The organism is Paenibacillus sp. DMB5 (genome assembly GCF_001517085.1).
GTDB lineage: Bacteria > Bacillota > Bacilli > Paenibacillales > Paenibacillaceae > Paenibacillus_AQ.
In genome coordinates, this window is sequence record NZ_LRAC01000139.1 from 49,822 (window position 1) to 67,701 (window position 17,880).

The 17,880-nt window shown below is 50.5% G+C and carries 24 protein-coding genes and 1 pseudogene; 20 read left to right on the top strand and 5 right to left on the bottom strand.

What is annotated here, in order from left to right; genetic code table 11:
- Positions 1–33 precede the first annotated feature (33 nt).
- On the bottom strand, positions 34–246 hold the full coding sequence (locus tag AWJ19_RS22580; protein WP_068727249.1) for a hypothetical protein: 213 nt from the start codon (positions 244–246) through the stop codon (positions 34–36).
- On the bottom strand, positions 239–475 hold the full coding sequence (locus AWJ19_RS22585) for a helix-turn-helix transcriptional regulator (protein WP_068727251.1): 237 nt from the start codon (positions 473–475) through the stop codon (positions 239–241). The genes AWJ19_RS22580 and AWJ19_RS22585 overlap by 8 nt, the downstream gene beginning before the upstream one ends.
- A gap of 118 nt (positions 476–593) precedes the next feature.
- Here AWJ19_RS22585 and AWJ19_RS22590 point away from each other — a divergent pair, with 118 nt between their 5' ends.
- From AWJ19_RS22590 to AWJ19_RS22665, 13 genes are all read left to right on the top strand, one after another.
- Positions 594–1,586, top strand: coding sequence for a tyrosine-type recombinase/integrase (locus AWJ19_RS22590; RefSeq protein WP_068727252.1), 993 nt, complete (start codon positions 594–596; stop codon positions 1,584–1,586).
- A gap of 16 nt (positions 1,587–1,602) precedes the next feature.
- Positions 1,603–3,633: a phage tail protein gene (locus AWJ19_RS22595; RefSeq protein ID WP_068727254.1), complete on the top strand. Its 2,031-nt coding sequence runs from the start codon at positions 1,603–1,605 to the stop codon at positions 3,631–3,633.
- A 62-nt stretch (positions 3,634–3,695) separates the two neighbouring features.
- Positions 3,696–4,241 carry a hypothetical protein gene (locus AWJ19_RS22600; protein ID WP_068727255.1) on the top strand — a complete coding sequence of 182 codons (546 nt, stop codon included), beginning with the start codon at positions 3,696–3,698 and terminating at the stop codon, positions 4,239–4,241.
- The gene (locus tag AWJ19_RS22605; protein ID WP_068727258.1) at positions 4,238–4,435 is read left to right on the top strand and encodes a hypothetical protein; all 198 of its coding nucleotides are present in this window, start codon (positions 4,238–4,240) and stop codon (positions 4,433–4,435) included. Before AWJ19_RS22600 ends, AWJ19_RS22605 begins: the two co-directional genes overlap by 4 nt.
- 39 nt (positions 4,436–4,474) lie before the next feature.
- Positions 4,475–4,708: a hypothetical protein gene (locus AWJ19_RS22610; RefSeq protein ID WP_068727260.1), complete on the top strand. Its 234-nt coding sequence runs from the start codon at positions 4,475–4,477 to the stop codon at positions 4,706–4,708.
- 22 nt (positions 4,709–4,730) lie between these two features.
- On the top strand, positions 4,731–5,030 hold the full coding sequence (locus tag AWJ19_RS22615) for a hypothetical protein (protein WP_068727261.1): 300 nt from the start codon (positions 4,731–4,733) through the stop codon (positions 5,028–5,030).
- 188 nt (positions 5,031–5,218) lie between these two features.
- Positions 5,219–5,596 (top strand): hypothetical protein, encoded by a 378-nt coding sequence (locus AWJ19_RS22625; protein WP_068727263.1) that lies wholly within the window; start codon positions 5,219–5,221, stop codon positions 5,594–5,596.
- Positions 5,583–6,503 (top strand): peptidoglycan recognition family protein, encoded by a 921-nt coding sequence (locus AWJ19_RS22630; protein WP_068727265.1) that lies wholly within the window; start codon positions 5,583–5,585, stop codon positions 6,501–6,503. Before AWJ19_RS22625 ends, AWJ19_RS22630 begins: the two co-directional genes overlap by 14 nt.
- An 11-nt stretch (positions 6,504–6,514) precedes the next feature.
- A complete protein-coding gene (locus tag AWJ19_RS22635) occupies positions 6,515–6,877 on the top strand; it encodes a phage holin, LLH family (RefSeq protein ID WP_068727266.1) in 363 nt (120 codons plus the stop codon).
- Between the two features lie 101 nt (positions 6,878–6,978).
- Entirely contained in the window at positions 6,979–7,863 is an 885-nt protein-coding gene (locus AWJ19_RS22640) for a hypothetical protein (protein ID WP_068727268.1), read from the top strand.
- 344 nt (positions 7,864–8,207) lie between these two features.
- Positions 8,208–8,405, top strand: a complete 198-nt coding sequence (locus AWJ19_RS22650) for a hypothetical protein (protein WP_068727270.1) — start codon at positions 8,208–8,210, stop codon at positions 8,403–8,405.
- Between the two features lie 207 nt (positions 8,406–8,612).
- Positions 8,613–8,912: a hypothetical protein gene (locus tag AWJ19_RS22660; RefSeq protein ID WP_068727274.1), complete on the top strand. Its 300-nt coding sequence runs from the start codon at positions 8,613–8,615 to the stop codon at positions 8,910–8,912.
- Positions 8,913–8,925: 13 nt separating this feature from the next.
- Complete coding sequence (locus AWJ19_RS22665; protein WP_068727276.1) at positions 8,926–9,408, top strand: hypothetical protein; 483 nt, start codon at positions 8,926–8,928, stop codon at positions 9,406–9,408.
- A 13-nt stretch (positions 9,409–9,421) separates the two neighbouring features.
- On the opposite strand, the gene AWJ19_RS22670 is transcribed toward AWJ19_RS22665, so the two are convergent.
- Positions 9,422–9,640, bottom strand: coding sequence for a helix-turn-helix transcriptional regulator (locus AWJ19_RS22670; protein WP_068727278.1), 219 nt, complete (start codon positions 9,638–9,640; stop codon positions 9,422–9,424).
- A 128-nt stretch (positions 9,641–9,768) separates the two neighbouring features.
- Between AWJ19_RS22670 and AWJ19_RS37395 the strand changes: the two genes are divergently transcribed.
- The 7 genes and pseudogenes from AWJ19_RS37395 (at position 9,769) to AWJ19_RS22700 (ending at position 16,049) form a co-directional block, all read left to right on the top strand.
- On the top strand, positions 9,769–9,897 hold the full coding sequence (locus tag AWJ19_RS37395) for a hypothetical protein (protein ID WP_277815835.1): 129 nt from the start codon (positions 9,769–9,771) through the stop codon (positions 9,895–9,897).
- A 664-nt stretch (positions 9,898–10,561) separates the two neighbouring features.
- On the top strand, positions 10,562–11,029 hold the full coding sequence (locus AWJ19_RS22675; RefSeq protein WP_039875161.1) for a Fur family transcriptional regulator: 468 nt from the start codon (positions 10,562–10,564) through the stop codon (positions 11,027–11,029).
- A gap of 178 nt (positions 11,030–11,207) precedes the next feature.
- Positions 11,208–11,441 carry a DUF4227 family protein gene (locus AWJ19_RS22680; protein WP_068727280.1) on the top strand — a complete coding sequence of 78 codons (234 nt, stop codon included), beginning with the start codon at positions 11,208–11,210 and terminating at the stop codon, positions 11,439–11,441.
- Positions 11,442–11,575: 134 nt separating this feature from the next.
- Positions 11,576–12,466, top strand: coding sequence for a site-specific tyrosine recombinase XerD (gene xerD / locus AWJ19_RS22685; protein ID WP_068727282.1), 891 nt, complete (start codon positions 11,576–11,578; stop codon positions 12,464–12,466).
- A 134-nt stretch (positions 12,467–12,600) separates the two neighbouring features.
- Positions 12,601–13,777: pseudogene (deoB, locus tag AWJ19_RS22690) on the top strand (phosphopentomutase).
- A 32-nt stretch (positions 13,778–13,809) separates the two neighbouring features.
- On the top strand, positions 13,810–14,631 hold the full coding sequence (locus AWJ19_RS22695; RefSeq protein ID WP_068727283.1) for a purine-nucleoside phosphorylase: 822 nt from the start codon (positions 13,810–13,812) through the stop codon (positions 14,629–14,631).
- 86 nt (positions 14,632–14,717) lie between these two features.
- Positions 14,718–16,049, top strand: coding sequence for a pyrimidine-nucleoside phosphorylase (locus AWJ19_RS22700; RefSeq protein WP_068727285.1), 1,332 nt, complete (start codon positions 14,718–14,720; stop codon positions 16,047–16,049).
- Positions 16,050–16,115: 66 nt separating this feature from the next.
- Here the strand turns inward: AWJ19_RS22700 and AWJ19_RS22705 are convergent, their stop codons facing one another.
- Both AWJ19_RS22705 and AWJ19_RS22710 read right to left on the bottom strand, forming a co-directional pair.
- Positions 16,116–16,781: a hypothetical protein gene (locus AWJ19_RS22705; protein WP_068727287.1), complete on the bottom strand. Its 666-nt coding sequence runs from the start codon at positions 16,779–16,781 to the stop codon at positions 16,116–16,118.
- A gap of 11 nt (positions 16,782–16,792) precedes the next feature.
- Positions 16,793–17,830, bottom strand: coding sequence for a serine hydrolase (locus AWJ19_RS22710; protein ID WP_068727289.1), 1,038 nt, complete (start codon positions 17,828–17,830; stop codon positions 16,793–16,795).
- Positions 17,831–17,880: the final 50 nt, after the last annotated feature.

Sequence of the window (17,880 nt, forward strand, 5' to 3'; positions counted from 1 at the left end):
GCCCTCCCGTGTCTAAATTCGAGAGGGCTTTACCTATTCGCTCCAAATAATAAGTCCGAATTTGTCTGCTATTTCTTCGTCAGATGCAGTCCTGAACAATTCGCGGAGTTGCTGTATGAGTAGCTGAGTTGCTTCATTTTCATTTGTTGCCATGACAATCGGCAAACGGTGATCTGGAATCATACCGGTATAACTTTTAACTTTATCGACTGACGATTCGTTGGAATGAGATGGTAAGTTATTCACCTGTCTTCACCTCATCCAAATTTTCTTCTTTATCTAAAATAAGCAACTCACCAGGTGTCACTTCTAATTCTTTGCAGAGAAGGAGCAGTAGATCCTTGGGATAATGCTTGGCTTCGTCGTTGTACATCACCCTAACTGATTCATATCGGTAATTAATTTTCTTGGATAACTGCAGTGGGTTAAGGCCTTTCCGGTCTGCGATTTCTTTTAAGTTCGACTTAATTTTCATATTTGCACCTCCTGGCGATATTATACACGAAAAACGTGTATTTAGCCCTATGTACTCGAAATACGTGTAATGATATGATTTGGTTACACGAAAAACGAGTAATTGCGGAGGTGCATTTGTGAATAATGCAAGTGAGCAACTATTGTCCGATGTCGTGGCTGTTATATTCGAATCATTCCCTGATTTAAATGCAGAGCGGACAAAGTCAGTTCTTTCTGCCGCCGTATCAAAGTATCACATTCAACGGGTGGAAGAAGATGAGCCGCACCCGGATGGCGCAGAAAAGATCAAGATGTTCTTATCTTCCAAGCGCCTTGAAGGACTGAGTCCACTGACGCTGGATGGATATGCCCTAGACCTACACATATTCTTCCGACACGTTCGCAAGCGGACAGAAAATGTAACAGCGGCCGATATTCGGGCTTACCTCGGGCAGTTCGATAAACTTAAAATGAGTACTGTAGGTAAAAAACTATCTGTCTTAAAAAGCTTCTTCGGTTGGCTGACCTCTGAAGAAATTATCCAGAGAGACCCTTCTGCCAAATTGAAGACGCCAAAACTGGAGAAGCGCCTGCCGAAGGCACTGACGATCCCCGAGCTGGAGATGCTGCGCGAGGCCTGCAAGACGGTCCGGCAGCGAGCCTTTATCGAAATCATGTATGCAACCGGATGCCGACTGTCTGAGGTATACGGTATGGATCGGGAAGATATTAATCAGCAGTCTATGAGCTGCCGTGTTATTGGTAAAGGGAACAAGGAAAGGGAAGTCTATTTTTCGTTTAAAGCGATGTTCCATTTAAATAAATACTTAAAGAACCGGACGGATGATTGTGAAGCTCTGATGGTTACCGAGCGAAAGCCGCACCGTAGGTTGACAAAACGAGGCATCCAGAGGGAGATCGCAGTCATCGCCCGGGCTGCTGGTTTGCAGGAAAAAGTAAGCCCGCACGTGCTGCGGCACACCTTCGCCACATTGACCCTTAACAATGGCGCGGAGCTAGTAGCAGTGCAGGAATTAATGGGGCATTCAGACCCTCAGACAACCCTCAGATATGCTCGAATTACTGAGGAACGTAAACGGGAACAACATAAGCGATATCTGGTTCAATAGCGAGAGGAGTGTCAACATGCAAAAGCACCTTAAATCCTTCGACCGCAACCGTTCACCAACCGGGCTGCTGGTCTCTTCCACCGATGTCCAGCGCCGCCGCCGAATAAATAGCGACTATGAGATATCCTTCACGGTCCCGATGCATAGCGACGATTACAAAGAGCTGATCATACCAAAAGGCCACGTTCAAGACGAGCGTGGCCAATTTTATGTCATCCAATCACGCGCCCGTGATCGCAGCAACAAGGTTATCAGCGCCCAGGTCATCTGCACACATATCATGTTCAAGATGGTGGACTTCAAAATGCCGTATGACGAATACATCAATGAGTCGTACGGCGTCCACATCAGCGTGCTGCTGGACAAGATCAGCGAGGCTACCGGCGGCGTGTATACCTTCGTTGTGCATGACACCTTCGATCTGCGAGACGTCAAGGACTGGGGAGCGAACACAGCGCTGGCTGCTCTGCAGGACACGGTTAACCTGTACGGATGCGAGATCGAGCCAGATAACACCGTCATTCATTTGTACAAGCAGATTGGCAGCAATGACGGTTTCGAGTACCGGTTCCGCAAGAATATCATCAGCGATTCCTTCAAGGATGATGCTTCGAACCTGACCACCCGCCTATTCAGCCAGATGAAGGACGGCCGGACATTCATCGGTCTATCTGCCGACTTTCTGACCACGGAAGAGCGCATTCTGCTGGATTCCGTACCCGGCGCCATAGTTGACAATAAGCTGGCCGTGAATTACCTGATTTCGCCATATGCGCAGTACTGGACCAATGACGTGAACACCTTTTACGACGGTGAACTGATCGACCAGAACATCGAAGATCCGGAGGAACTGCTGATCGCTACCCGGGAAGCCTTGCGAAAGAAGGAAATGCCGGAGTTCGAGATCGGCGTCAGTGCGGCGGACATTTACAAGATTGATCCGGACGAGGAGCAGCCCCGACTGGGCGACACCGTGTATGCTTATGACCCTGAAATGGAGCTGCAGCGTGTGAGCTGCCGGGTGATGGAGATTACGGAGTATCCTTTCAGCATGGAGCAGCACAGCTTGGTCACCTTGTCCAATTATCAGATGCGGGATGATACGCAGGTGCTGGCTGACCTGGAGCGCAGCAAGCAGATCCTTAATGACCTCCTGTCCGGCGGTCGGGTGCGGGCAGCTGCCTTCGAGGAGTTTGCCAAGCAGGCGGTCATCGATATCAATGCATCCAAGAGCGAGATCATTTACGACAGCCGCGGCATCGTCCTGCAGGATCCGGACGACAATGATGTCCAGATGATTCAGACATCCCGGGGGATTATCATCACTGACGACGGAGGGGCCACGGCGCGGACAGCCATCACCGGTCGGGGTATTGCCGCGGAGGTTATCGCCGGCGTCTTGGGTAGCTTCGTCAGCATGGAAATCGGGGAGGGCAACAACGTCACCAAGATCAACACCAACGGGATTAGCTCAGGGCATGCTGACTTTGACAGTGCTCCATTCCGAGTGGATATGCAGGGGGATGTGGTAGCAAGGTCAATTACGCTGACGGGGCTGATTGAGAACAGTATCATGGAATATTCCGACATTATTGCAGGGACAGTGACGGGGGCGCTTATACGGACAGCGGAGGCTGGGGCGCGCTTTGAAGTCGATGATGATGGGTGGAGAACCTATGATGCGAGCGGCACACGGCGTATCGGTTTATTCCTGGCTGCAGGATACAATATGAGCGCAATAACATTTGATCAGTCTAACGGTAATCGTAGTGGAAGTATTAACGGCGGTGATGGTCTGTTCGAAGTGTCTTCTTCAGCTAACGCAGATTTGTTTCTATCTGCACTGACGAATACGATTTACTTTCAAGGCCAAATGAACTTTGCATCTGCTTACAGTGTTTCAGGATTTGGTATTAATTTCGTCAGCGGCTTGAGAGCTGAATTAGATTCTATATGGTTAGCTTTGGCAGGTAAGTCTAATACGGGGCACTCACATAGCGTTACGATACCTCCGGGTACAGCTGGAGGTACATTCGTTGTGTCTTAGTATTGTAAAAATTAACAATTATCGCCGATAATAGATACAAATCTATTAAAGGAGATGTGACATTGAAAAAGTTTGTATCTGGTATTATCGTCGGTGTTTTGCTGTTTGCTGGTGTGACAGCATTCGCGAATTCGTCCAGCCTGATTGGTCAGAAGGTCCAAGGGTTGTTTTCTATTGAAAAAGGCGGGTCGAAGATTGCTGACGCTGTAATCATCAACGGTTCAGCATATGCCCCTGTTCGCGCTGTAGCTGAAGCAGTAGGAACAAATCTAGCGGTCGAAGGGAAGAAGATCATCATGAGTGATAATCAACCAGCAGCCACTTCAAGTACGCCAGGTACTGGAGAGGCTATTTCAAAGGAATACCTTGAATATAAAATCAGAGCAGCAGAAAGTGAAATTGAAAGTGCAAAAGGTGCTATAAAGGGAATGGAGGACTCTAAAGAAAGAGTCAATAAGTATCCCGCTGATTATCCTACAGAACAGCAACGACTTGATGCTCTCGCAAAAATCGATGAAATGATTAAAGCGAAACAACAGGTCATAGTGGAGAAAGAGAAGGAGCTGACCGAGCTTAAAGCTCAATTGACTGAGCTTTCGACGCCATGAAGAAGCCTGTCGTTATAGTTGCCGCAGTACTACTGCTGCTGTTCGCTTTCAGCATTTTGATCTACCCAACACCTTACCGCTATCTTGAATTTGAGCGTGATGGGATTAGATATATCGTGAAAGAAAATGTAATTACAGGTCATACTCAGTTTTACGCCCCTGGTACCGGCTGGGTAGACGATCGCACAGAATGAGTCCTCATATGAGGGCTCTTTTATTTTGCCTGAAAGGAGGTGGTCACCCTGGCCAAAGTCATTAATCTCGAACTCTCGGTTAATCCGAGCAATCCTGTGCAGGAAGCAGTGGACGTTGTTTTGCTACTCGTCAATACTCATCCCGGGCGGCAGCGTGAGCTGCTGCAGCAGATCGACATGCAGATCGGTGAGGCACTGGCGGCGCTGGATAAAGCCAGCAAGAAGGCGGCAGACGAAAAAATTGATGCAGAATTGAGCGAACCAGTTAAATAGAGAGAGAAGGGAGCGCGGGGGAATGAATAGCAATGATGTAACGAATATCAAGGAACTGCTACCGCTTGCTGATAGGTATGGCCTGGCTTATATCGTGGCTCTGGTACTGCTCTTCATCGTGATTTACTTTCTGAGGGCGATATCCCGGGGCGATCTGGTGCCGAGGGATCTTTTAGATCGAGCTGAGGAGGATCGGGACCGGCTGCAGGCGATACTTGATAAAGAGCGGGCCGACTTCATGGCACCGACTTTGGAAGTCCTGCAGCGACTTAAGATCGACCATGCTGCCGGCGGCGGTAATGACCAGGATAGGGGAGGATAACGTGCTGATGAATTGGATAAAGCGCCTATCACCCCAGCACCGAGACAAAGAGAAGGAGCTGGTGCAGGCATCTGGCCGGGTGAGCGTTGCAATCGCCCGATACAGAGATATGTCGAAGGAGATACAGGAGGAGATCGAGCGGAACAAATTCGCCCGGTTCTTGGTTTATGATAAGGGGGATCAACACCATGGGGGTCATTGATATTTTACTGTTGATAGCATATGGAATATCGTTCATCTGTGCAGTGCTGCTGATCGCGGCGCTGTTTTTTTATTTCCGGGGGAGATTTGAAGCTCGGGTGGTCAGCTTGTTTATGCTGGCAGCGTTCTTCTTCCTGGGGGCCTACACGGTCAAGATGGCCGTGGCGTTCTGGATTCGTTTCTCCGATGTAACCGCCGGTGATGCTGTGCTGGCCGCGCTTAAGTCGCAGACGTGGGCTGCGGCGCAGGTCGGCACGACGCTGGGGCTGCTCATACTGACCGTACTGATGTACACGAAGCGGCAGGACCTGTTTATGGCACTGCCTGCGATTAAGGAGGATCCGGAAGACGATGATCAGAGATAAATATCAGATTGAACGGCGTTACATTAACAAGCGCCAGAACGTTCGGCCCGGCACCCGGCTTGTATCAGGTACGCCGGGCTTTTTAGTTGCCCATGACACTGGGAATCCTGGGGCGACGGCGGACAATCATTTCGACTATTTTCAGAAGCTGATTAACCGGTCGGCCTCAGCTCATACCTTCATCGATGACAATAAGATCTTGGAGATCATCCCCGCCGGTACCGGTCCAGACCCGGCAGAGAAAGCCTGGCATGTGCTGTACAACGTGACCTTGGACAACAAGCTATACGGAGACGATGCCAATGACATCGCCCTGGGTGTGGAGCTGTGCTATGGCGGACAGATCAACACTCTCGAGGCATACAAGCGTTATGTGTGGTATCTGGCATTCTGCTGTGACAAATGGGGCCTTAACCCACTGACTCACATCCCGAGCCATAAGCAGTTGGACCCAACCCGTAAGCGGGACGTTGACCAAGCGCTGGCGACCGCCGGCAAGACACTTAAGGATCTGTTTTATGATGTCGTCGCGGAGATCGAGGAGCAGCCGGTTATGATCTCGCCGCCTGCCGCCGTGCAGCTGCCGGCCAATGTGGCGCAGGTGCTTATTGACGATTATGTTTCTCCGGCCTGGTTCGCAGCTCAGAAGGTGGGCGACCAAGTGGCGAAGACGCACCTTCACAACTTGGCTAATAACCTGAGGCTGGCGGCGCGAATTCCGCTGCAGGTTGGAGCCGCCGCGGCGCCCTTCACTCAGCTGCCGAAGAGTAACGTGCAGGAGCTGGTCTTCCGCTGGTTGTCTCCCGGCTGGTTTGCGGCCAAGCAGAAAGGCGACAAGACAGCTACAGCGTATTTCAATAACACGGCAAATCATCTGCGGCGAGCTGCAGGGATGCCGACGGAATAGGAGAGGATACTATGCAAACTTTTATTGAACAGGCTCAACCGTACATCACAACCATCGTATTGGCGATTATTGGCGTTCTGGCAACGGCGGTACTGGGAGTGGTGGCTTTGCTTAAGTCTCGGCTGCAAGCCTGGCTGGATGGCAAACTGAATGTCCAGCAGCGCGAACTGCTGCATAAGATCGCTACGGAGGGATTCGCTTATGCCCAGACTGTTTATGCGCAGTATGGCGGAGCTGATAAGCTTCAGGAAGCTCTTAAGTATGCGGAAGAGCAGCTGCAGAAGAAGGGAATCACGGTGAGTACGCTCGAGATCCGGGCGGCCATTGAGGATGCATACCTGAAGTATAAGGCGACGTTACTGACCAAGGGATAATAATTGCCCACTGGCTTCGGCTGGTGGGCTTTTTGCCGTTTACAGAAGAACAACTGCATGATAACCTTCTCTTCAATAATAGAAGTGAGGGGCAGAATCTTATGTTCAATAATCTTAAAAGCTCTGAAATTAGGGAAATGTGCCGTTCCACAATAGAAACACTTGAAATGTGGTTGAGAAGGTTAATTGATCAACAATTGTCGGAACGATTTGGTGGAAATTACCTCCAATATCAGGATGAACTCGGTAACTTCATTTTAAAAAAAGAGATACGTGAAGGTATACGTTCGAGAAGGATTAAAGAGCCAAAGCGATATGCTCGTGATGTCGATGCGATATTATTAGATGATGCAATTAACATCGTATTACATCCAAAGCTATATTCAGAATTATTTTCGACCTGTTTTAAACATGCGTTTCCAATGGGCCCGGAGATGGGGAGATTTATTTTTGATAAAATTTCCAAGCCAAGAAACTACCTTTCACATGCAAATCATATTTCTATACGTCAGGCCGAACAAATAATATGCTATGCTCACGATATAATTGATTCAATAAAAACATACTACAGCATTATAGGAGTTGAAAAATTGTATAACGTACCTTCAATAATCCAATTTTCAGATTCGCTTGGCAACATAAAGCATGAAGCGGAAATAAATTCAAACCGAAATGATGTGCGCGTGCATTTTGTTCTCAACTGTAAAGAGAATGCCTCGTTAAGGCCAGGTGATGTATTAATAGTTGAAATTGAAATTGATCCAACATTTACTGATGAAGAGTATGATATACAATGGTTTGTCCAAGAAAGTGCAAGATATATTGATGACAATAAAAGTAGATTTGAAGTAAAAATACTAAATTCACATGTAGGAGAACGTTTTGTCGTGGAGTGCACAATAACATCAAAAAAATCATGGCATCGATATGGGAGAAGTGATGATAACTTAATGCTATTGTACAGAGTGCTTCCTCCAGTAGAGTAGGAAAGCTCTATGAACACTAAATATATAGTATTACAGAATGACTTGGACTTCTTTGTGGCAGCACTTTCGCAGACCAAAGTGTCCGTTTGGTTCCGTCATGACCCCGATCCTGTTGGCCACCTAATGGATTACGGCGGCATAGTGGATGGCTACACACCGGAATCAATTAAGATAGCTGGCTCCCGTTATATGCGCAACAGATTCGAATTCAGAGCAGAATTAACCCGTCAACCTTAATAGGTCTGCGGGTCTTTTTTTATTTCACGGAAAATCAAACCATTGCTAAATATTGAGTATCCAGCATATAATACAAACAAATGTTCTTATTTTTGGAGGCGATCAGCATGAAAATGGGCATCGGGCAGACAGTAGAGATCGTTTATCAAGCGAAAGACGGTAAGATCACACAGCGTAAGATCGAGATTATCGGCATCCGTGACGGCCGCATCCGAGCGACTTGTCTGACTTCCGATGCCCCAAGGGTATTTCTTGCTGAGAACATCCTTGCCTGGCGGCTTATAAAAAGAGGTGTGGTAGCATGAGTGAATTAACAAATAGGGAGCGGGATGCCCTGAACGCCATTGTCACCTTATATGATCGGCTAAAGTACGCTCCGACAATTCGGGAAATAGCATTAGAAATGGGGATATCCTCCATGTCTTCGATATGCCGATATATTGTTCAATTGGAGGATAAGGGGTATATCGAACGGAAACAGAGCACCGCACGGGCGATGAGGATATTGCGTCGTGCTTGATGACACCCCGCGAAAGCTGCTAAGGATCATGTTCCAGTTCCGGTACCATTTCAAACGCATGCCGACGCTTCCGGAGCTGCGGCGATTAAGCGGCCGGCGGCCTGCTGAGATTAAAAAAGGACTGAAGGTCCTAGTTGATGAGCATTATATTAAATGGGAGCCTTCAGACACTGTCGATAATGCTGTGATCATCGAGGGATGGGAACGGAATGTACCATTTGATACTGGACCGCAGCAGGCTGTGCCAAGAGAGAAGGAGGTCCGGAATATAGACTACTGGCTGTACCACTGAGGGGGCAATATGATTGACAAAACTTGACGGGAATGAGCGCTGGAAGACGAAGATGCTGCTGACCGATCACGCCGATCAGTATGAGCAGCAGCAGAATAAGCAAGAGGAACCTGCCAGGACGATGCTCAGCAATCAGGAGCGGACGATGGTCCGGGATCTCATCTTATTGCCTTACATAGACACAATGGTTTCGAAGAGCATGGAAGAGATCGAGCGATCGGGAAACGTCCTTGCTAAGATGTACTTAATAGCTGGCCGTTTTGTTCAGAATAAGATTATGCAGGACACCTACCGGCTGCAGAAGGAACTCAAACAGCGGAACATCAAAGTGCTCGCTGATGAGCAGGAGGATTTCCTAATGTACTATAAAATATTCTTCCGGGGCTATCAGGAGCGCTTCGGGCTTACGCGAGACGTGATGCGAACAGAGATCAGCCTGCGTCTGACGAAGTATATGTCCGAGATGGGAGTTGTGCTGAAAGATCACCTCAAATAGAAAGCCCGGCCAATCACGGCTGGGCTTTTTCATCCTCTATGTATTCAATCAATTCACCGGTACCTACATTCAAATGCCGACAGAGCTTGTCCAGCGTTTCAAAATCCACGCGTTTTGAAGTATCATGATACAACCCCGACACAGTGTTAATAGCCAGCCCTGTATCCCGGGCAACAGGCCGGATCCCTTTGTTCTGCCGATCCATGATGTCCTTCACGTGATTCTTTATCAATGGACATGCCTCCTTTTCCAAAAGTATACAGCAGAATAATAAATGTATCAATTATCTGATACGCGTATCATCTTTCTGATACACCTGCATATTATGTATCAAGATGATGATACAGGAGGTTGTTTACTATGTTACCGGTTCATTTAAGGCTGGCGGAGATATTCCATATTAATATGAAGGGGGCACTCACGCTGGAGGAGGCGAAGGAGCTGCAGTATTGCCTGCGAGAGAATGCGAGGTATTGCTGGGACTGCTGATGATCCAGAATCAATCAACGTTGGCAGGAGCGACGCAAGATCATGAATGGCAGCTGGAACTGCAGCGGAAGCTTGAAGTGCTGAGGTTGACTGGTAGGGTACCCAAAGTGTAGCCTTATATATAGTAGTAATTGAGTTTGGTTAATTACCCGTAATCAGGATCACTCACAAAATCACGGGAAAATCACATTTTTACGTTCACCATGATTTATTGTATTTTCTATTTCATATACCATGCGTCCATCTGTAATATACAATGGCTCGTATTTTAACTACATTTCAACCCGTTTTATCGGCTACATGATGCGCTGGGTTACACCGATGCTGGTCTGAGGTCCGGTAATAATACGCCATACAAATGTAAAAACCTGCCGGGTCAGAGCCCGTGCAGGTTTTTTGAGTTATGATCAGGCGTATAAACGCTCCGTTTCATCAAACCTTTATCTCTCTTTCATCCTATTTTAAGCTTCGGGGGTTATAGTAATCCCATGACCCCCTTATTATAGACTTTGGCCCTGCCGGACGCTGGCGGGGTCCTTTTTTTTGTGAATATCCGTAATTTAAAATGATTCTAAAAGCGTTTGACTTCTCAAAGGAACACCCCCTATAATATAGAAGTGGTTTTGTGCCCGGTGCGGTAATTTTCCAAGGGGGAGGGAGATAGGTGGAAGCCCGGATAGACAAGATTAAACAACAGCTACAATCCCAAGGATATAAGCTTACGCCCCAACGGGAAGCAACCTTAAGAGTGCTGCTGGAGAACGAAGAGGATCATTTGAGCGCGGAAGATGTGTTTATGCTTGTAAAAGAAAAGGCTCCCGAGATCGGTCTTGCCACCGTATATCGTACCCTGGAATTGCTCAGCGAGCTTCATGTCGTGGAGAAGATCAATTTCGGTGACGGCGTTGCCCGCTATGATCTGCGGACGGATACGGCCAAGCATCATCATCATCATCTGATTTGTGTACAGTGCGGCTCCATGGACGAGATCCGTGAGGACTGGCTGGGACCGCTGGAAGAGCGGCTTGAGAACGAATTTAATTTTACGGTGCTTGATCATAGACTTGATTTTCACGGGATTTGCCACCGTTGTAAGGACAAAAATGCAGCGGACGGCAGCGCTCCCGAATAAAGCTTATAGATGAGGAATTACCGCACAAGCTCTCTCCGGTATCAGCCGGAGGGGGCTTTTTCAAATCTGGCAGTACATAACCATTAAGACCGGCGCATAAAGTGTAGGACGAGTCGATTTCAGGGAGATGCTTAATTGGCGGCACCTGTTATCGATAAAACCTTCGGGAGGTAATTTTATGATTGTGTCTATACCCAAAACGGTGCGCCGGCTGTATTTTATGACCCTGCTGGTTGCTTTTAGCTGTCTGCTCTATTATGCACTGAACTGGATCGGCGGCTGGATCAGTCCGGTTGACCATTATGACATTCCCGAAGGCTCGGCCGTCCGGGCGTTTCAGGATGCACCGCATACCGGAGACGAGCTTAATGCAGGCGAACGCCTGCGGCTGTATTACTGGTACGGGGAGTGAGACCAGGGATACAATACAAGAAGGAAAAAGCTAGAAGTCTGTCGAATGAAGCGTTGTAGATTAAATTTGAAAATCATATGCCTAAATGCTGCATAGCCGCGATAAGCAGCCTGAGCAGACGGGAGCGTGAACGAATGAAGTCGCATTTGCAGCCTTTTATGCAGTATCTCACCGAAGATAAGGGCTTGTCCTCAAGCACGCTTGAATCTTACGGGCGGGATATTTCGCAGTTTTTGGAGTTTGCAGCCGGACGGGGAATCGCTTCGCCGGAGGAAATAAGAAGAACGCATCTTCTCCAGTATCTTGCCGAGCTCCGCGGAGCCGGAAGGGCGGCGGCTACTGTTAACCGGAGCACGGTATCGCTGCGTGCTTTTTTTCATTATTTGCTGAAAACCCGGCAGATCAGCCAGGACCCGACACTGGAGATGGACAAAATAAAGCCCAGCAAGAAGCCGCCGATGATCCTCAGCATCGGGGAAGTGGAGCGGCTGCTGGCCGCTCCTGATGAAACAGGCCCGCAGGGTATGCGTGATAAGGCCATGCTGGAGCTGCTGTATGCTACCGGTATCCGGGTCTCCGAGCTGATCTCGCTGGATGTCGGGGATGTGCAGACAGGGCTGAAATATGCCCGCTGCAGCTCAGCGTCGGGCAAGGAACGGATTATCCCGATCGGAACGATTGCTGCAGACAGTGTTGCGCGGTATACGGACGGGATGCGGGACAAGCTGCTGCGCAGCAGCAGGGAGGAGCCCGCGCTGTTCCTGAACAGTCTTGGCGGACGGCTGACCCGGCAGGGCTTCTGGAAAATCATCAAGAAATATGCGCGGGAAGCCGATATCGCACAGGATATTACCCCGCATACCCTCAGGCATTCGTTCGCTGCGCATCTGCTGGAGGGCGGTGCGGATCTCCGGTCGGTCCAGCAGATGCTGGGTCATGCCGATATCTCGACTACACAGGTATACAGCGGCATTGCCCGCAAGAATATGAAGGAAGTCTACGAGAGCCATCATCCCCGGGCTTAAAAAGATGCTTTTTATGAGTAAGATAGTTATGATGGAATCATACTGAAAGAATGGCCGGATTACGGGGTTCTCCGGATGGTTCTTTCCCGAGGATATGAATGAGGTTATGAATACGCGAAGGAGTGAATGATATAATGTCATCATTTAAACGGATTGGCTTTATTGTGCTTGATAGTGTAGGGATCGGCGAAGCGCCGGATGCCGAAGGTTTTGGGGACAAGGGCTCCCACACGCTGGGCCATATTCTGGAGCGGGTACCCGGCCTGAAGCTGCCGAACCTGCAAAAACTGGGTCTGGCCAACATTGCGGCCCTGCCGCGCTTGAGCCGGTGGCTGAGCCGACCGGATATTACGGCAAAATGCAGGAGGTATCCGTAGGCAAGGATACGATGACCGGACACTGGGAGCTGATGGGGCTGAAGATCGAGGTTCCTTTTAACGTGTACCCGGACGGCTTCCCTGCAGAGCTGATTGAGAAATTCGAAGCGGCAACGGCCGCAAGGTAATCGGAAACAAACCGGCTTCCGGTACTGAAATTCTGGTGGAATACGGCGAAGAACAGATGAAGACCGGTGCCTGGATTGTGTATACATCTGCCGATAGTGTTTTCCAGCTTGCTGCCCATGAAGATATCATTCCGCTTGAAGAGCTGTACAGCGCCTGCAAAATCGCCCGCGAGCTGACCATGGCTCCCGAATTCTCCGTAGGACGCGTCATTGCCCGCCCTTATGTCGGCCAGCCGGGGGATTTCAAGCGTACGCCTAACCGTCATGACTATGCTGTTAAGCCGCCTGAACCGACCGTGATGAACGCGCTGCAGGATATCGGCAAGGATGTGATTGCCGTCGGCAAAATCAACGATATTTTCACCGGGGAAGGGGTTACTGCCTCGTATCCTACCAAGAGCAATGAGCATGGTATCCAGATCACAATTGATGAGCTGCGTAAGCCCTTTGACGGCTTCCTGTTCACTAATCTGGTTGACTTCGATTCCCTGTACGGGCACCGCCGTGATCCGGAAGGATATGGACATGCGCTGGAAGTATTTGACGAGGCCATTCCGGAGCTGCTGTCCACGCTTGGCGAAGACGATCTGCTGATTATTTCCGCTGACCACGGTAATGACCCGATCCACAGCGGAACGGATCATACACGTGAATATGTGCCGCTGCTGGTGTACAGCCCGAGATTCAAGACCCCTGGTAACCTGGGCATCCGCCAGACCTTCTCTGATGTGGCCGCTACGATTGCCGACAATTTCGGGGCAAAGGCGCCGCAGTACGGGACAAGCTTTTTGGCAGAACTTAAATAACGAACCTTATACCCTCAAGGAGGCAATAAACCATGGCAGTCACTCAAAATCACATTCAAGAGGCAGTAGCCTATATCAAAGACCAATGCACCGTAGCCCCGGAAATCGGCCTGATCCTCGGTTCCGGACTGGGTGTGCTGGCAGATCTGATTACAGATGAAGTAGTCATTCCATATAATGATATTCCGCATTTTCCGGTATCGACTGTTGAAGGCCACGAAGGTGAGCTGCTGATCGGTATGATCGAAGGACGCCGTGTGGTAATGATGAAAGGCCGCTTTCACATGTATGAAGGCTACGGCCCGGAGACAACTGCATTCCCGGTACGGGTCATGAAGGAGCTTGGGGTAACCAGCCTGCTCGTAACCAATGCCGCCGGCGGTGTGAACAAGGACTATACCCCGGGCGATCTGATGCTGATTACAGACCATCTGAACCTGACCGGCCGTAACCCGCTGATCGGACCGAACGATAACGCACTCGGCGTACGTTTCCCGGACATGTCGGCTGCTTACAGTCCGCGTCTGATTGCAGTAGCTAAGGAAGCAGCGGCGGCGCAGAATTTTGAGTTCAAGGAAGGCGTCTATGCCGGTCTGCTCGGACCGAACTATGAAACGCCTGCCGAGATCGTGATGCTGCGTGTTCTGGGTGCGGATGCTGTAGGGATGTCTACCGTTTCGGAGACCATTGTAGCCCGTCACGCTGGCCTTGAGGTGCTGGGCATCTCCTGCATTACCAACATGGCTGCCGGTATCCTGGATCAGCCGCTGAACCATGCCGAGGTTATGGAGACGGCTGAACGTGTGCGCGAGCGCTTTTTGAAGCTGGTGCTGGCCTTCATACCTAACATGTAGGCTGAGCCGTTACCCGCGTGTTCTGCTTAGGCTGTAAACTAAATTATCGGGCTCACAAGAGCCATTATCCGTGAGGTGCAAAACTAATGCGTGCAGTTGATCTGATTCAGAAAAAAAGAGACGGAGGGGAATTGAGCCGCGAAGAAATTGCGTTCCTGATCCAGGGCTACAGCAAAGGTGAAATCCCTGATTACCAGATCTCTGCCTGGGCCATGGCGGTCTATTTCCGGGGGATGAACGCGCGGGAAACCGGCGATCTGACACTGGAGATGGCGATGTCCGGAGACCAGGTAGATCTTAGCCCGATCGCCGGTATCAAGGTGGACAAGCATTCCACCGGCGGCGTAGGCGACAAGACGACCGTAGTACTTGCCCCGCTGGTGGCTTCTGCCGGCGTGCCGGTCGCCAAAATGTCCGGCCGCGGGTTGGGCCATACCGGCGGCACACTCGACAAGCTGGAGTCGATCTCCGGCTTCTCGGTGGAGATGGGCCGTGAGCAGTTCTTCGCCCAGGTCGGGGAGATCGGCGCGGCTGTTATCGGCCAGTCCGGCAACATTACGCCTGCCGACAAGAAGCTGTATGCGCTACGTGACGTGACCGCAACTGTGGAATCTATTCCGCTGATCGCCAGCTCCGTCATGAGCAAAAAAATCGCCGCCGGAGCCGACGCCATCGTGCTTGACGTAAAAACCGGCAGCGGTGCCTTCATGAAGACGCTCGACGATTCGATCGCCCTGGCACAGGCTATGGTTGATATCGGCACGCATCTCGGCCGTAACACAGTGGCTGTGATCAGCGATATGGATCAGCCGCTGGGCTTTGGCATCGGCAACGCTCTGGAGATCAAGGAGGGCATCGAGACGCTGAAAGGCCAGGGGCCGAAGGACCTGCAGGAGGTCTGCCTTATTCTGGGCAGCCAGATGCTGGTGCTGGGCGGCAAGGCGAAGGATGAGGCGGAAGCCCGCTCCATTCTGCTGTCCCACATTGAGGACGGCAGCGCCCTTGAAAAATTCAAGCAGATGGTATCCGCACAGGGCGGCGATGTTACGCAGGTTGAATCTCCGGACACGCTGCCGTCGGCCAGCCGGTTCATCGAAGTGAAGGCTGCTTCCGCGGGCTACGTGGAGAGCATCCAGGCTGAGGAGATCGGCGTAGCCGCCATGCTGCTCGGCGCAGGCCGCGAGACCAAGGAGTCGCTGATCGACCTGGCTGTCGGCATCCAGCTGTCCCTGAAGGTCGGCGATGCTGTTGCCGCAGGCGATACGCTTGCAGTGCTGCATGTGAACGACGCCAGCGAGAGCAAGGTGAAGGAAGCGGAAGCCAAAGTGCTGGAAGCTTACCGGATCTCCGCCGAGCCGGTTCCGCAGCAGCCGCTGGTGTTCGCGCTGGTGACGAAGGATGGCGTAACACGGTACTAGACAAAAACGTACGGAACATTTGCTGTCCCGTACGCACAGACTGCCGGGAAACTCCCGGCAGTTTTTTTATTTTATTTTCGTAAAATCTACCTCATAGGTTGCCGACTGATTCTGTTCTTCATCCTGATAGATCAGCTCGGCGGGTTTGCTGAAATCGATTCTGCTTGTATCGAAATAGGGGATCAGGATTTTGGCGTAGCGCCCACTGCCTGTCCCGTCCTGATCAGCTGTATCGCCTTTTCCGGTTATGCTGTCCGGCTCCATTATGGCCGCTCCCTGCCTTAGCGTAATGCTGATATGATCAGTGAAACGGGCGTTGTCCCCGGATGCTTTTACGCTGAATCCCAGCTGGCCCAGGCCGGAAAATTGTTGACTGATTTTCTTCGCATCACTGAGTGTGTACTTTTGGCCCTGGCTGAAAGCTTGATAAGACATCATCACAACATAATAATACGGCGTATTGACGTTGATTGCCGGCTGCCGCCCGGACATGGAATTTTCGAGAACCGGAAGACTCTGCTCCGAACGAAAGGCCGTAACTGACGGCAAATCAACGTTTCCTGCAGCCACCGCTTCCTTTATCTGGCGGTCGGACAGGTAGAAAATCCGTTTTCGGATTTGCTGGTCAGCTGAACCCTGACCTGTGGCTGTCCGCAGGTGAGACTGTGCAAAAGTAATTAATGAGGTGATGAGGGAGAGGATCATGATGGCCATAACCACTTTATTTTTCACAATGATTCGCCTCAGCTTTCTCTCTCACTGATCAGATTACGCTCCACCGCCTGCAGCATCCGGTAAGCTCCCCGGCTCTCGTTGCAGAGGACTGCCGCGGTTGTACCGCTGGCCGGATAGTAGGCAGAGTGGAAGGATACGCCGGGGTCATAGCCCATCACATGATATTTGTACACCCCGCCGTCACGCTTCGTAATCCACACCCCGTACCCGTAGTAATTGTCCTTCTCATCATGGATATGCGGCGTTAGCAGCAGGGCGGTCATTTCCGGGCCCAGCAGCTTGTTCTGAAGCAGCCCCTCCCACAGCAGCAGCATATCAGGAGCGGTCGTGAAGGCCCCGCCGTCGGCTCCCCCCTGAACCGGGATGGAGTAGATGTTAGTGGTCCATGCGCCGTCTTCCTTTACAATATACCCCTGAGCTGTATTACCGGGCAGCGCGTCCAGTGCAAAGTATCCCGAATCCTTCATTCCGCATTTGGCAAAAATATGCTGCTCCACATAATCCGTAAAGGTCAACCCGCTGAGCTTCTCAACGAGCAGTCCGAGCAGAATGTAACCGGCATTGTTGTAATGGAATCTGGCGCCCGGTTCAGAAGCCATTGGCAGATCACGGAACATCGGCACAAAATCCTTGGGCTGCCTGAGCAGGTACATTGGCCGGGTTATCCATAGCTCGGCGAAATCCTCCATAGTCTCTTCATCGAAATAATCCGGAATCCCCGAGCTGTGAGTCAGCAGGTGATGCACGGTAAATCTGTTACTGAAAAGGGGAAAAGCGGAGCGCTCCAGTATATCCATAACGCTGCTCTCCAGAGTAAGCCTGCCCTGCTCCACCAGCTGGCACACTGCAATGGCTGTAAACAGCTTGCAGCCGGAGGCAATCCCGAATCGTGTATCCTGACGGTTGAGTATCTGATCAGCTTTGTTAGCGTACCCGTATGCGCCGGCGACTGGAGCCGAATCAGTGCTTTTTATGAGAAAAGAGCCCGAGAATCCCGCCGTCTCCGCTTCTGAGTGCATGGCCGCCGCCAGCTGTTGCTGTAGCATAAAAAAGACCTCCTGCTATTAGTTAAATCCTCAACTTTCGCAGCTAGAAA